The organism is Pseudomonas sp. B21-023, assembly GCF_024749165.1.
Classification (GTDB): domain Bacteria; phylum Pseudomonadota; class Gammaproteobacteria; order Pseudomonadales; family Pseudomonadaceae; genus Aquipseudomonas.
Genome location: NZ_CP087190.1, coordinates 1,285,086 through 1,299,989, shown reverse-complemented (window position 1 = coordinate 1,299,989; position 14,904 = coordinate 1,285,086). Strand labels below are relative to the sequence as shown.

Here is a 14,904-nt window from a genome sequence, read left to right as displayed (position 1 = left end):
CTGGCCGGGGCTTCGTTCATCAGGAGGCGGTACTCACCGCACCCTGCGCCTCTTTAGGCGCCAGGCGGAAGGTGTAGTACAGCGCCGTCAGCAGCACCAGGAACGCCGGGCCGATGTACAGGGCCACGCGGGTGTCCGGGAAGTACGCCATCAGGCCCACCACAAGCACCAGGAACGCCAGCGCCAGGTACGAGCTCAGCGGCCACAGCCACATGCGGTACTTCAGCGCATTACGCTCGGCGGTGGTGAGCCCGGCGCGGAACTTCAACTGCGCCAAGAGGATCATCACCCAGGTCCAGATCGCGCCGAAGGTGGCGATGGAGGTCACCCAGACGAACACTTTCTCCGGCACCAGGTAGTTGGCCAGGACACCCAGCAGCAGCGCGGCGATGGACAGCAGGAGCGCATTGCGCGGCACGCCGTTCTTCGACGTGCGGGCGAAGGTGGCCGGGGCCTGGCCGTTCTGCGCCAGGCTGTAGAGCATGCGCCCGGTGCTGAAGATGCCGCCGTTGCACGACGACAGCGCGGCGGTGATCACCACGAAGTTGATGATGCCGGCGGCAGTCTTGATGCCGAGGCGCTCGAAGGTCATCACGAACGGGCTGCCCTGGCTGCCGATCTCGTTCCACGGGTAGATCGACAGGATCACGAACAGCGCGCCCACGTAGAACAGCAGGATGCGCCAGAACACCGAGCCGATGGCCTGGGGGATGGTCTTCTGCGGGTTGCGCGCTTCGCCGGCGGTCAGGCCGATCATCTCCACGCCCAGGTAGGCGAACATCACCATCTGCAGCGACATCAGCACGCCAGTCACGCCGTTGGGCATGAAACCGCCGTTGCTCCACAGGTTGGAGACGCCCATGGCCACACCGTCGTTGCCGAAGCCGAAGGCGATGATGCCGATGCCGCCGAGCACCATGGCGATGATGGTGACGATCTTGATCAGGGCGAACCAGAACTCGAACTCGCCAAACGCCTTGACCGCGATCAGGTTGATCGCGCCCATGCTGCCCAGGGCCATCAACGCCCAGATCCAACGTGGCACATCGGGGAACCAGATGCCCATGTAGATGGCCACCGCGGTGATCTCGGCGACGCAGGTCACCAGCCACAGGAACCAGTAGTTCCAGCCGGTCAGAAAGCCCGCCAGCGGGCCGAGGTAGTCTTGGGCGTAGCGGCTGAACGACCCGGCGACCGGGTTGTGCACGGCCATCTCGCCAAGGGCGCGCATGATCACCAGGATGGCCAGGCCACCGATGATGTAGGAGAGCATGATGGCGGGGCCGGCCATTTCGATGGCCTTGGCCGAACCGAGGAACAGGCCGACGCCGATACAGGCGCCGAGGGCCATCAGACGGATGTGCCGTTCGCCCAGCTCGCGCTTGAGCGGGCCGCCCTGGGCGGACTCGCCTTGGGCAGGGTGGTTGCCGACTGGCATAGCAATACAACCTCATTTTGTTATTGGATTTGACCTTCGTGCAGCACCGGCCCTGCCGATAGGCGGGGCGTCGTCTTGCCAGGCGGCCTTGTGGACCGGCCTGTCCACCGGGGCCAAGGGCGCCGACGGGTCGAAGGGGGCGAGCAGTATAGGAAGCCGCTTGCAGGGCTTTTCACTATATACAGCAGGAAATTTGGCGAGAATTCTCGGCCAGATAGCCTTTACCGGAGGGGCATCCTAGCCTCGCTCCGCCCATGCACAGGAATGGGGCAGCTACCTTAGCAACATTGCCGAAGAATGGAAGCCGCACCAAAGGCGCATGTTCATGCGTGATTCCCCGAAGCTTCTTACAAAATTTTCACCAAACTCGGCCACCGTCTAAGCTTCAGACAAGCAACGCGAAAACACCTGGCCGGACTCAAGACTATGGGCGCACTGTGGCAATCGGAACCAACCAGAACGGAAGCACCCAAAGAAGCTCAGGCTGAAGCCCCCTTGTCCAAGACCCCACGTCAGCGCCGTCTGTGGTGGCGCCTGATCCTGCTTATCCTGCTGGTGGCACTGGTGGCGATAGGTATGGCCGCCTACGACGAATTCCAGACCTCGCGCCTGCAGTCCCGTGAATTCAGCCGTCTGGCCGGTACCCTGACCTATGCCCTGGAGCCCGGCCCGAGCGATGCCATCGTCTACCCGGGCGACGGCCCGTTCGACAAACGCCTGGGCTACAGCGCCCTGGGCGAGTTCCTGCCACGGCTGCTCAAGCGCGACTACCTGATCAACCAGCAGGTGCGCTTTTCCCCGGCGTTGATGAACTACGTCGATCACGGCCTGTTCGTGCCATACGTGGAAAAAATCCAGGCCGGCCTGTCGATCACCGACTGCCGCGGCGACATGCTCTACCAGTACAACTACCCGCAGCACCTGTACCCGAACTTCGCAGCGATCCCGCCGGTGATGGTCAACAGCCTGCTGTTCATCGAGAACCGCGACCTGCTCGACCCGAAGGACCCGCAAAACAACCCGGCGGTGGACTGGCCACGCTTCGCCAAGGCGGCCTACAGCCAGATTGCCAAGTACCTGGCCCTGCCCGGCCAGTCGGCCGGTGGCAGCACCCTGGCCACCCAGCTTGAGAAGTATCGCCACTCGCCGGACGGGCTGACCGTCTCCGGCGCCGAGAAGATCCGCCAGATGATCTCCGCCAGCGTGCGCGCCTACCAGGGTGGCCCCGACACCACCGAGGCCCGCGAACGCATCGTGCGCGACTACCTCAACAGCGTGCCGCTGTCGGCGGTCCCCGGCCACGGTGAGGTGCACGGCATGGCCGAAGGCTTGCGGGTGTGGTACGGCGCCGACTTCGATCAGGTCAACCAGGCGCTCACCTCCACGGCCACCGATGACAAGAGCATGGCCGAGCGCGGCCTGGCCCTGCGCCAGGTGCTATCGCTGATGATCGCCCAGCGCCGCCCTTCGCATTACCTGTCCAAGGGCCGCATCGAACTGGCGGAACTGACCGATTCGCACATCCGGGTACTCGCCGCCAACGCTGTCATCGACCGTCCACTGGCCGACGCCGCCCTGGCCAGCAAGGCGATGTACCGCGACTGGGTGGCCCAACCGACCATCGTGCCGATCATCACCAACAAGGGCATCAGCCTGGCCCGCAACCGCCTGGCGGCGATGCTCAACCGGCCGCTGTACGACCTCGACCGCCTCGACCTGTCGGCCACCAGCACCCTGCAGGCCGACCTGCAGGTGCAGGTCAGCCAGTACCTGAAGAACCTCGCCGACCCGGCGTTCGCCGCACAGCTCGGCCTGATCGGCGAACGCCTGCTGACCAGCAAGACCACCGACCAGGTCAGCTACAGCTTCACCCTTTTCGAACGCACCGCCGACGGCTCGCGGGTGCGGGTGCAGACCGACAGCACCAACCAGCCCTTCGACATCAACGAAGGCAGCAAGCTCGAACTGGGCTCCACCGCCAAGCTGCGGGTGCTTACCACCTACCTGGAAATCGTTGCCGAGCTGCACGACAAGTACGCCGGCAAACCCGCCGCCGAACTGAAGAAAGTCCCGGTGGCCGAACTCGACCGCATCAGCCAGTGGTCACTGGAATGGCTGATGCAGAACGGCAAGAACCAGAGCCTGGACGCCATGCTCGACGCAGCCCTTGAGCGCAAGTACTCAGCCAACACCGGCGAAGCCTTCTTCACCGGTGGCGGCATGCATGTGTTCAACAACTTCCGCAAGGAAGACAACAACCGTAACCCGACCCTAAAGGACGCCCTGCGCGAATCGATCAACCTGCCGTTCATCCGCCTGATGCGCGACATCGTGCGCTACGTCACCTACCAGCAGCCGTTCAACCGCGAACCGCTGCTAAGGGACGACAGCGACCCGCGCCGCCAGGAATACCTGGCGCGTTTCGCCGACCGCGAAGGCTCCAACTACACCATGCGCTTCTGGAAGAAATACCAGCGCAAGACCTCGCAGCAGCGCCTGGACACCTTCCTCGACAGCATGCGCGTGACCCCGCAGCGCCTGGCCGCGGTGCACCGCTACCTGTTCCCCGAGGCCGGCCAGGAAACCTTCAACGCCTTCGTCCGCGCCCACAGCAAGGACGACAAGAAGGCCATGGCCAAGCTCACCGATGGCCGTCTGGTGGAGATGTACGAGGCCTATGGCCCGGGCAAGTACGACCTGCCCGACCAGGGCTACATCGCCAAGGTCCACCCGTTGGACCTGTGGCTGCTCGGCTACCTGCTGAAAAACCCGGGCGCCTCGCTCAAGGACGCCCTCAACGCCAGCCGCTTCGAACGCCAGGAGGTCTACAGCTGGCTGTTCAAGAGCCGCCACCAGGGCGCCCGCGACAGCCGCATCCGCACCATGGTCGAGATCGAGGCGTTCACCGACATCCACCAGCGCTGGAAGCGCGTGGGTTATCCGTTCGACCACCTGGTACCGTCGCTGGCCACTGCCATCGGCAGCTCCGGCGACCGGCCGGCCGCCCTCTCCGAACTGGTCGGGATCATCCAGAACGATGGCGTGCGCCTGCCGACCCTGCGCATCGACACCTTGCACTTCGCCCAGAACACCCCGTACGAAACGCAACTGATCAGCGACCCGGACCGCGGTCAGCGGATCTTGCCCGTCGAGGTCGCCCGGGCGCTCAAGGGCGCGATGTCGCAAGTGGTCGATGCCGGCACCGCGCGTCGTATCTCCGGCAGCTTCAAACTGCACGACGGCACGCCACTGGTGATGGGTGGCAAGACAGGCACCGGCGACAACCGCATCGAAAGCTTCGGCGCCGGTGGCCGGCTGATCGGCTCGCGCTCGCTGAACCGCACCGCCACCTTCGTGTTCTTCCTCGGCGACAACCACTTCGGCACCCTCACCGCGTTCGTTCCGGGGCGCACGGCCGAGGCCTTCACCTTCACCTCGGCACTGCCGGTGCAGGTGCTCAAGGGCATGGCGCCGATCCTCATGCCGTACCTGGAACCAGGCAACCCAACCGCCTGCAAGGCGCCACAGGTGGCGGGCCAGTCGTGAATCATCAAAAAATTAGATGATAATCATCTGCATTTGAAGGCTTGCCTTAAGATATATCTTGAGTAATATCTTGCGATATATCTAAACAGACGGAGCCCTCTCCATGCGTGACCATGATCCCTTCGAACGCCGCCCCGGCCGCGGCGAACGTGGCCCACGGGTATTCGCCCCGGGCGACCTGAAACTGCTGATGCTGTCGATGCTGGCCGAGCAACCGGGGCACGGCTACGACCTGATCCGTCAGATCGAGAGCCTCTTCGACGGCAGCTACAGCCCCAGCCCCGGGGTGATCTACCCGACCCTCAGCTACCTCGAGGAAGCCGAGCTGGTCACCGGCGCCATCCAGGGCAGCAAGCGCCTTTACGCCATCACCGACGCAGGTCGCAGCGCCCTGGCAGAACAGACCGTCGCCCTCGACGGCGTGCGCATGCGCATCGAGGTGAGCAAGCGTGCCTTGCGCGGCCATGACCGCCCCGCAGAAATCCATGAAGCCGTCGGCAACCTGCGCCATGCCCTGCACATGCACAGCGGCCGCTGGAGCGCCGAAGAGATCGAGCGGGTGCGCAACCTGCTCAACGACACCGCCAAGGCCATCGCCTCCGGGCCGGCCATCCCTGTTACGGAGAACACCCCATGAGCGACACCATCCACCGCGTCAACCACGAGATCCGCCAACGCCGCCTCGACGTGCTGCGGGTCACCGACCTGACCCCGCGCATGCGCCGCATCACCCTGGGGGGCGCGGAGCTGGCGGGCTTCGCCAGCGTCGGCAGCGACGACCACATCAAGCTGCTGTTCGCCTGCACGCCCGAAGAACAGCAGGCCATCGACGCCCGCAACCTCGGTCGCGGCGGCGGCGCCCGACCGACCATGCGCGAGTACACGCCACGGCGCATCGACCTGGCGAACCTTGAACTGGATATCGACTTCGTCCTGCATGGCGACGGCCCCGCCTCCACCTGGGCCGCGCAGGCGGCGCCAGGGCAGACCCTGGACATCGCCGGCCCACGCGCCTCGATGGTAGTACCGGACATCTTCGACAGCTACCTGCTGATCGGTGACGAAACCGCAATCCCGGCCATCGCCCGGCGCCTTGAAGAATTGCCGGCGGGGCGCCAGGTGCTGGCGGTGATCCAGATCGAGGATGAGCACGAGCGCCAGGCACTGGCCAGCAAGGCGCAGGTCGAGGTGATCTGGGTGCGCCGGCATGCAGAAGACCTGCTGGAGCAGGTCAAGCACCTGGCGCTGCCCCAGGGCCGGCTGTATGGCTGGGTGGCGCTGGAGAAGGCACTGACCCGGCAGGCCAAGGCGCTGCTGCTGGAAAAGGGCGTGCAGGAAGACGCCCTCAAGGCTGCCGCCTACTGGCGGGCCGACGGCACTGCCGACGACGAATGACGCCGGCCGGGCCTGTGGCAGCGGGCAAGCCCGTTGCCAGGGGTGCCGCTACTGTACCTTCTGTTACTGCAGCTCCTGCTGCGGCGTCTCCTGTCCGGCGCAGCGCACCGCGCGCTTGCGGTTGTCCACCAGCACGCCGGTCAGCCCTTTCTGCTGGGTATCGAACAGCACCAGCACGCCGTCGATGCATTGCGCCACCTGCGGCGCCGGGGTCAGCGAAAGCTTGTAGTCCTCGCCGGGAATGGTCTTGAGCATGGTGAAGTCCTGCAGCAACAGGGCGTCCTCAGGCTTGGCGAAATGCAGGTAGCCGTAGTACCAAAGGGCTCCCACCGTCACGATGATGCTGCCGACACCGGTCAGGATCAGCGGGATGGCGTTGCGTTCTTCACTCATTGCTTGTTCTTCTCGTCAGGGTAGTTGGGGACTTCGGCCAGACGGCGCAGGCCGTTGAAGTGCGCGGGATCGTCCAAAAAGCGCAGCATCACCTGGCGCCAGGTCGGGTCGGCGAAGGTCTGCACATGATCGCCACGGGTCAATTGCAGCACCCGCGGCGGCGGTGCATGCCGGTACAGGCGCAGGCCGTTGTCCAGCGGCACCAGGTTGTCGTCGATGCTGTGGAAGAACAGCTTTGGCGGACTGTCCAGGCGCTCGATCGAGTGGATCGCGCTGTCGCCGTCGGGCACCAGCCACGACAGCGGTACCTGCAACGGCCAGGTCATCCACGAGGTACTCAGGGCGTAACGTCCCACGGCCCGGTAGCTGGCCGGCACACCGTCGAACACCAGAGCGCTGAAACGGCGACGCTGCTCAGGGTACTGTGCGAGGTAGTGAATGGCCATCGCCCCGCCGAGGCTCTGGCCCAGCAGCACCAGCGGCTTGCCTTGCACCTGGGGAGCGGCGCGCAGCCAGTCCAGCGCCGCGCCGATGTCGCCATACACCTCGGGCAGGGTCGGCTTGCCCTGGGACAGGCCGTACCCGCGATAGTCGAGCATCAGCACCTGGTAGCCCTCTTTCGGCAGCCAGTAGCTGCCGCCCAGATGCCAGGCCAGGTTGCCGCCGTTGCCATGCAGGTGCAGCACGGTGCCCTTGACCTCGACACCCTGCGGGACCGGAATCCACCAGCCGTGCAGGCGCGTGCCGTCGGCGGCGGTGAGGCTCACGTCCTGATACTGCAAATGTGCCTGTGCCGGGGTGAACGGCTGGCCGGGCTCGGGATAGAACAGCAGGCTGCTGCACCCCCCCAGCAGCAGCAAGCCGAGGCCGAAGACGAGGTGACGGCAGGCGTCAGAGAATGTTCGCGTAGTCGGCTTCAATACGGTCCAGGCTCAGGTGGTTGAGGAAGTTGGAGAAGCACATCCAGGCCGACAGCGCGTTGAGGTCGCGGAACTGTTCAGGTAGGTACTTGGGCGGCTCCACCAGCCCTTCCTCGACCAGCTGACGCAGCGTGCGCATGTCTTCCAGGGTGGTCTTGCCGCAGAACAGCAGCGGGATCTGCTCGAGCTTGCCCTTCTTCACGGCCAACTGAATGTAGTTGTAAACCATGATGAAGCCCTTGAGGTAGGACAAGTCCTTGGTGAACGGCAGGCCGTTGGGCACCGAACCACGGAACACCCGGCTGGCGTTGCTGTAGCTCTGGCCCATCTCGAAGCCCTGGCCACGGAAGAACTCGAAGACCTGCAGGAAGTCCGCCCCTTCCTCGACCATGTGGATGGCACGGGTGCGGTTGGTGAGCTTGCGCAGGCGGCTGGGGTAGGAGGCGAAGGCGATCACTTCCATGAGAATCGCCAGGCCCTCCTGGGTCACCGTCGACGAGGGCGGCCCTTTGGCCAGGAAGGTGCAGATCGGCTGGTTCAGGCCATTGAGGGTGGTGCCGACATGCACCAGCCCTTCGTGGACCTCCAGAGCCCGCACGTCGCGGCTGTTGAACATGGCGTCGGCGCGCACCTTGATGTAGTCGGCGCCGGCCGCGGCGTCGGCGACGATACCGTCGGACTCGAACACGCGGATGGTTTCCTCGGCTTCGCCGAACACCTTGTTCAGGCGACGCTGGAGAATCTCCACCGCTTCCTTGGCGGTGAGGTTCTTCGGCTCGTCCTTCAAGTCGCCGCGGCCGTCGATGTTGTTCAGGTAGTCCGAGAGCATCAGGCCCAGGTCGGCCAGGGTCGGGTCACCGGCGTGGAAGGCATCGGAGGCGGCGCCGTAGAGCTCTTGGGAAATCAGGCCGAAATCCTCGGTGCCTCGCGCCTCAAGCATGCGCACCACCATGCGGTACTCCTTGCACATGCGCCGCATGATCTGCCCGACCGGGTTGAACTGGCCCAGTTGTCGGGTGATGTCGCGCTCGATGCTCTGGAACTCGGCTTTCACCGCACTGGAGTCGAACGACAACGGCCGGTTCTGGTAATAGGCGCGATCTACCGCAGGCGGCTCCTTGCCCTTGGCCTTGAGGAAGCCCTGGCGGATGCCGTCGTCCCATTTCACCGCGTCGAGCACGCGAATCGGCGTCTGCGTGGCGACAATGCGATCGGACAGGCTGCGGATAGTTTGCTGGTATTCGTCCACCGGGGACTCCTTGAATCGAAATGCCTTGCAACTAACGTAGCCGGGGCCGCCTTGCGGCCCTTTCGCCGGCAAGCCGGCTCCCACAGAAAACGCTGCTCAACATGTGGGAGCCGGCTTGCCGGCGATGAAGCCAACGCAGTCCACGCTACTTACCGGAACGCTGGAAGCGCGCTACTTCGACGAACAAGTCGGAGTTGGCCGGGTCGTCCAGATAGGCCAGCACACGCTCCGTCGGGCTGTCGATCAGCACGCCGGGGCCATTGTCCTCGGGCACCTGGGTGCCGCGCCCGCTCAGCTCCTTCTCGTCAACTGCCTGCTGGACCTGCTCGACATCGAGGTTGTAGACCACCAGCTGCTTGCCGTCGATCACCTCGAAGCCGCCAATCAGGAAGTTGCCGCCCAGCCGCTTGGGCACGCCAGCCGACAGGTACCAGCGGTTGCCGTGCCGGGCCACGGTGAAGACGTACTCCTCGGGCGCCTTGCCCTGGGCACGGGCCACTGCCTTGTAGGTATTGCCACCGGCGCGGCTGATACTCAGCTTGAGTGGCTGGCCCCAGGCATCCTTGCTGCTCCACTGGCCGAGCAAGGCTTTAGGCGCCGCCTGGTTGGCCGGCAGCGGTTCGTCGAAGGTCACCAGACAACCGCCCAGCAGGAGGAATGACAAGGTCAACAACACCACACGCCAGGCTTTCATCAGGTTCTCCTTGAAAAATCGTTCGCCACTCAGGCCGAGGCCAGCACCATCTGCAGGTATCGGACAAGGATAGCGAGCATCTGCCCATCGGACTGCGCATTCGCATCCTTGAGCAGGCCCTGATATTCCATCTGCTCGATAATCGCCGTCAACATCTGGGCATCCTGTTCCGGTTGGCGCGAGCCGACCACCTGCAGTATCTGGCGCGCGCCATGCAGCAGGATCTGCTCGTGGGCCTGCACCAGTTCGGCCAGCCGCGGGCACAGCAGCGCCTCCTGGCGGAAGGCCTGCTCGGCCATGAGGAAGTCGCGGCGGTTGTTCAGTTGGCGCAGCACGTAGTCGGCCAGCATTCGCGCCACTTCATCGGCCAGGTGCGCCCGGGCCTCGTGGCTGCCGTCGCCCTGGGCCAGCAACTGGCGCAGCACGCCTTCGGTGTTGGTCCAGAGCTTGGCCATGTAGGCCGCGCTGCGCTCGACGTACTGGGCGAAGGTGTCGGCCAGCAGGTCCTGGATATCCTTGAAATAGTAGGTGGTGGCCGACAACGGCACGCCGGCCTCGGCGGCCACGGCGCGGTGGCGCACGCCGCGCACGCCATCGCGCACGACGATGCGCATGGCGGCGTCGAGGATCTGCTGGCGGCGTTGCTCGCTGCCCTGTCGGGCGGTCTTGCGACCTTGGTACTGCACGCTTTCGGCGACGGCGGTGGCGATGCCGGCGGCGCCCTGGTGGGGCATGGCGGGGGTCACTCGGGTTTACCTCACGAACAGTGGGTTGCCTGTACCGGCCTCATCGCGGGGCAAGCCCGCTCCCACGGTTGCACCACAAAGCTTGAAACTTGCGATGTAGCGTGGGAGCGGGCTTGCCCCGCGATGAGGCCGGTACAAACAACATAAAGCTTCAGGCAAGAAAAAGCCGCCTCGAAAGGCGGCTTGTTCAGATCACTCAGGCCTGTGGACGCATGTGCGGGAACAGGATCACGTCGCGGATCGACGGCGAGTTGGTCAGCAGCATCACCAGGCGGTCGATGCCGATGCCTTCACCGGCGGTCGGCGGCATGCCGTACTCCAGGGCACGGACGAAATCGGCGTCGTAGTGCATGGCTTCGTCGTCACCGGCGTCCTTTTCGGCCACCTGGGCCAGGAAGCGCTCGGCCTGGTCTTCGGCATCGTTGAGCTCGGAGTAGGCGTTGGCGATCTCGCGGCCACCGATGAACAGCTCGAAGCGGTCGGTCACGGCCGGATTGTCGTCGTTGCGACGCGCCAGCGGCGAGACTTCGAACGGGTACTCGGTAATGAAGTGCGGCTGCTCCAGCTTGTGCTCGACCAGCTCTTCGAAAATCATCACCTGCAGCTTGCCCAGGCCTTCGTGGCCCAGCACCTTGGCGCCGGCCTTCTTGGCGATCTCACGGGCACGATCGACGTCCTGCAGATCGGCAGCGGTGAGCTCCGGGTTGTACTTGAGGATCGAGTCGAACACCGACAGGCGCACGAATGGCTCGCCGAAATGGAACACCTTGTCGCCGTACGGCACGTCGGTGCTGCCCAGCACCAGCTGCGCCAGTTCGCGGAACAGTTCCTCGGTGAGGTCCATGTTGTCGCGGTAGTCGGCGTAGGCCTGGTAGAACTCGAGCATGGTGAATTCTGGGTTGTGACGAGTCGAAACGCCTTCGTTACGGAAGTTGCGGTTGATCTCGAACACTTTCTCGAAACCACCGACCACCAGGCGCTTGAGGTACAGCTCCGGGGCGATGCGCAGGAACATGGCCATGTCCAGCGCGTTGTGGTGGGTTTCGAACGGCTTGGCCGCGGCGCCGCCGGGGATGGTCTGCAGCATCGGGGTTTCCACTTCGAGGAAGTCGCGCTCGATGAGGAACTTGCGGATGTGCGAGATCACCTGCGAACGCACACGGAAGGTGTGGCGGGTTTCCTCGTTGACCATCAGGTCGACGTAGCGCTGGCGGTAGCGCTGCTCGGTGTCGGTCAGGCCGTGGTGCTTGTCCGGCAGCGGGCGCAGCGACTTGGTCAGCAGGCGCACGTTGGTCATCTCGACGTACAGGTCGCCCTTGCCGGAACGGGCCAGGGTGCCTTCGGCGCTGATGATGTCGCCCAGGTCCCAGGTCTTGACCGCGGCCAGGGTCTCTTCCGGCAGGGTCTTGCGGTTGACGTAGACCTGGATGCGGCCGGTCATATCCTGGATGACCATGAACGAGCCACGGTTGAGCATGATGCGACCAGCAACCTTGACCGGGATGGCGGCTGCTTCCAGCTCTTCCTTGGTCTTGTCCGCGTACTGTTTCTGCAGGTCGTTGCAGTAGCTGTCGCGACGGAAGTCGTTGGGGAAGGCGTTGCCCTTGGCGCGCTCGGCGGCAAGTTTTTCCTTGCGCAGCGCGATCAGGGTGTTTTCTTCCTGTTGCAGGTCTTGCGCTTCGGTCTTGAGGTCGCTCATGTCGTCATTCTTTCCATCAGGTATTCGTTGCCCTCGCGGGTGAGGGATCGCGGGGCAAGCCCGCTCCCACGGGCCCGCCACGGCGGTGATGCTTACAGCCCCTGCTTGAGGCTCGCTTCCAGGTACTGGTCGAGGTCGCCGTCCAGGACCTTCTGGCAGTCGCTGCGCTCGACGCCGGTACGCAGGTCCTTGATGCGCGAGTCGTCAAGCACGTAGGAACGGATCTGGTGACCCCAACCGATGTCCGACTTGCTGTCTTCCAGCGCCTGCGAGGCGGCGTTGCGCTTCTGCATCTCCAGCTCGTACAACTTGGCCCGCAGCATTTTCATGGCGGTGTCCTTGTTGGCGTGCTGGGAACGTTCGTTCTGGCAGGCCACCACGGTGTTGGTCGGCACGTGGGTGATACGCACCGCCGAGTCGGTGGTGTTGACGTGCTGACCACCGGCACCCGAGGAGCGGTAGGTGTCGATGCGCAGGTCGGACGGGTTGATCTCGATCTCGACCTTGTCGTCGATCTCGGGCGAGACGAATACCGCCGAGAACGAGGTGTGGCGACGGGCGCCGGAGTCGAACGGGCTCTTGCGCACCAGGCGGTGCACGCCGATCTCGGTGCGCAGCCAGCCGAAGGCGTACTCGCCCTTGATGTGCACGGTGGCGCCCTTGATGCCGGCGACCTCACCTTCGGACAGTTCGATGATGGTGGCGTCGAAGCCGCGCTTGTCGGCCCAGCGCAGGTACATGCGCAGCAGGATGTTGGCCCAGTCCTGAGCCTCGGTGCCGCCGGAGCCGGCCTGGATATCCAGGTAGGCGTTGTTCATGTCCATCTCGCCGCTGAACATGCGACGGAACTCGAGCTGGGCGAGGGATTCCTCCAGCCCTTGCAGCTCGGTCTCGACATCGCCGACAGCGCTTTCATCGCCCTCCTCGACAGCCATGTCGAGCAGGTCCTTGCAGTCGGCCAGACCGTTGGCCAGCTTATCGAGCGTCTCGACCACCTGCGCCAGCATCGCGCGCTCACGGCCCAGGGCCTGGGCGTACTCGGGCTTGTTCCAGACGGCGGCGTCTTCCAGCTCGCGGTTTACTTCGACCAGACGATCATGTTTGTGATCGTAGTCAAAGATACCCCCGAATGGACTGGGAACGCTCGGTGAGGTCCTTGATGGTGTTCAGGATCGGTTGGATTTCCATGGGCGGGCAGCTCTCGTGCGAATTCGGTGAAAAGCCCGCGAGTATAACCGAGTCTGCGCCACGGCGGCAGACCCGCCGGGCGGTATCGCCGGGCGCAGGGGTCGCCACCCCCACAGATTGAATCAACGAGCGACATTCACCCCTTCAGCGCCTTCTTCGGATAGATATCGTACCGGCTGGATTTGCCCTCAAGGCTGTGAGAAGGCTTGCCCCCCTCTATGATCGGCGCCTTGCGCGGCCGCTTGACCACCACCCGGTGGGTGGCCAGCGCCAGGGCAGCCTCGAGCAGGGCAGGCGCATCGAGGTCATCGCCGACCAGCGGCCGGAACACCCGCATCTCCTTCTTCACCAGCGCGCTCTTGTCGCGATGCGGGAACATCGGATCGAGGTAGATCACCTGCGGCGCCTCCCCCTCCCACGCACGCATGCGCTCGATGGCATTGCCCGTCAGCAGTTGCATGCGCGCGACGATCGGGCCGATTTCGGCATCCCCCCGCGCCCGCGCCAAACCGTCCTCCAGCAGCGCGGCAATCAACGGCTGGCGCTCGATCAGGGTCATCTCGCAGCCCAGGCTGGCCAGCACGAACGCGTCCTTGCCCAGCCCCGCCGTGGCATCGAGCACCCGCGGCCGCACGCCTTGGGCGATGCCGACCGCCTTGGCGATCATCTGCCCGTTGCCACCGCCGTACAACCGTCGATGCGCTGCCTGCCCCTCGACGAAATCCACCCGCACAGGCCCGGGCGCCTGCGGCCCCAGTTGCTGGATCTGCAAGCCCTCGGCGCCCAGTTGCACGGCGAACTCCGCCGCCTCGTCAACCAGCGGCAAGCCCAGTCGCTGCGCCCATGCCTCGGCCTGCGCCTGGAATTGCGCGGCCAACGCCTCGACCCTGATACCCGCCGCCTGTTGTTGCTCTAACATCGATTCGCGCACTCGAAAAAAATTAATGTAACCCCGGCCAGAGCCGATACAGGCAATATCCCGCTATTCTGCCAGAGCACAACGCCCGCGACTGCCATGTCAGACACTCTTCCCATTGGCTTGACCTACTTGTCGCCCGTCGGCAACTACGGTCGACAGAATACCCAGGCACTGGGTGGCGTCAGCCACCTGTGGCAGGATTTCTTTGCCCGCGCCATGGCAGAGCAACAGGAAGGCGAAGTCGACGGTTTCAGCCAGGCGCTGATGCAGTGCGACCAGGAGAGCGGCGAACCGATCGGCGGCGCCCGTGCCCTGGCCCTGATCGATGCCCAGCGCGCCCTGCCGGTTCACGACACCGAGGTGGCACCACCCGAGCCGCTGTTCCTGCCCAAGGCGGAACTCGAGGCCAAACTGCTGCCCCCTGCCCCCGAGCCCTTCGACACCGTCGAGTTGATCGAGCAGCAACGCCAGCTCGACATCGACAACAGCTGGGTGCGTCCAGTGGTCATGAGCCAGGGCCACCCCATCGCCGAGCCCGGCCCTGGCCCAACGCCACGCCCGCTGTTCCTGCCCATCGCCGAGTTCGAGACCGGCCTGCTCGACCCTGCGCCCGAGCCCTTCGACGACAGCACGCTGGCCAAACAGCAGAACGACCTGGAGTTCGATATCCACTGGGCCCGCCCGGTGGTGCTGAACAACGTGCGCCTGCACGCCTGA

13 protein-coding genes are annotated in these 14,904 nt (G+C 64.7%); 4 read left to right on the top strand and 9 right to left on the bottom strand.

Features of this window, described 5'->3' with window-relative positions; all coding sequences use genetic code 11:
• Positions 1-19 precede the first annotated feature (19 nt).
• Positions 20-1,438, bottom strand: a complete 1,419-nt coding sequence (locus LOY42_RS05930; RefSeq protein ID WP_110701926.1) for an amino acid permease — start codon at positions 1,436-1,438, stop codon at positions 20-22.
• 426 nt (positions 1,439-1,864) lie between these two features.
• Between LOY42_RS05930 and LOY42_RS05925 the strand changes: the two genes are divergently transcribed.
• From LOY42_RS05925 to LOY42_RS05915, 3 genes are all read left to right on the top strand, one after another.
• A complete protein-coding gene (locus tag LOY42_RS05925; protein ID WP_258600008.1) occupies positions 1,865-4,984 on the top strand; it encodes a biosynthetic peptidoglycan transglycosylase in 3,120 nt (1,039 codons plus the stop codon).
• Positions 4,985-5,087: 103 nt separating this feature from the next.
• Positions 5,088-5,621 carry a PadR family transcriptional regulator gene (locus LOY42_RS05920; protein ID WP_258600006.1) on the top strand — a complete coding sequence of 178 codons (534 nt, stop codon included), beginning with the start codon at positions 5,088-5,090 and terminating at the stop codon, positions 5,619-5,621.
• Complete coding sequence (locus LOY42_RS05915) at positions 5,618-6,379, top strand: siderophore-interacting protein (RefSeq protein ID WP_139669234.1); 762 nt, start codon at positions 5,618-5,620, stop codon at positions 6,377-6,379. The genes LOY42_RS05920 and LOY42_RS05915 overlap by 4 nt, the downstream gene beginning before the upstream one ends.
• Positions 6,380-6,442: 63 nt before the next feature.
• Here the strand turns inward: LOY42_RS05915 and LOY42_RS05910 are convergent, their stop codons facing one another.
• From LOY42_RS05910 to LOY42_RS05875, 8 genes are all read right to left on the bottom strand, one after another.
• Complete coding sequence (locus LOY42_RS05910) at positions 6,443-6,772, bottom strand: hypothetical protein (RefSeq protein ID WP_023632434.1); 330 nt, start codon at positions 6,770-6,772, stop codon at positions 6,443-6,445.
• Entirely contained in the window at positions 6,769-7,692 is a 924-nt protein-coding gene (locus LOY42_RS05905; RefSeq protein WP_139669230.1) for an alpha/beta hydrolase, read from the bottom strand. The genes LOY42_RS05910 and LOY42_RS05905 overlap by 4 nt, the downstream gene beginning before the upstream one ends.
• A complete protein-coding gene (locus LOY42_RS05900; protein WP_023632436.1) occupies positions 7,664-8,941 on the bottom strand; it encodes a flavohemoglobin expression-modulating QEGLA motif protein in 1,278 nt (425 codons plus the stop codon). Before LOY42_RS05900 ends, LOY42_RS05905 begins: the two co-directional genes overlap by 29 nt.
• A 145-nt stretch (positions 8,942-9,086) precedes the next feature.
• Entirely contained in the window at positions 9,087-9,635 is a 549-nt protein-coding gene (locus tag LOY42_RS05895) for a hypothetical protein (RefSeq protein ID WP_139669228.1), read from the bottom strand.
• A gap of 29 nt (positions 9,636-9,664) precedes the next feature.
• A complete protein-coding gene (locus LOY42_RS05890) occupies positions 9,665-10,369 on the bottom strand; it encodes a TetR/AcrR family transcriptional regulator (protein ID WP_110701916.1) in 705 nt (234 codons plus the stop codon).
• Positions 10,370-10,577: 208 nt separating this feature from the next.
• The gene (lysS, locus tag LOY42_RS05885; RefSeq protein WP_023630948.1) at positions 10,578-12,080 is read right to left on the bottom strand and encodes a lysine--tRNA ligase; all 1,503 of its coding nucleotides are present in this window, start codon (positions 12,078-12,080) and stop codon (positions 10,578-10,580) included.
• Between the two features lie 92 nt (positions 12,081-12,172).
• A protein-coding gene (gene prfB, locus LOY42_RS05880; RefSeq protein ID WP_139669227.1) for a peptide chain release factor 2 occupies positions 12,173-13,268 on the bottom strand; the annotation gives its coding sequence in 2 pieces (ribosomal slippage) (positions 12,173-13,195 and positions 13,197-13,268; 1,095 coding nt in all).
• A gap of 136 nt (positions 13,269-13,404) precedes the next feature.
• Positions 13,405-14,187, bottom strand: a complete 783-nt coding sequence (locus tag LOY42_RS05875; RefSeq protein WP_038706674.1) for a class I SAM-dependent methyltransferase — start codon at positions 14,185-14,187, stop codon at positions 13,405-13,407.
• Positions 14,188-14,283: 96 nt separating this feature from the next.
• On the opposite strand from LOY42_RS05875, the gene LOY42_RS05870 reads away from it, so the two are divergent.
• Complete coding sequence (locus LOY42_RS05870; protein WP_046854420.1) at positions 14,284-14,904, top strand: hypothetical protein; 621 nt, start codon at positions 14,284-14,286, stop codon at positions 14,902-14,904.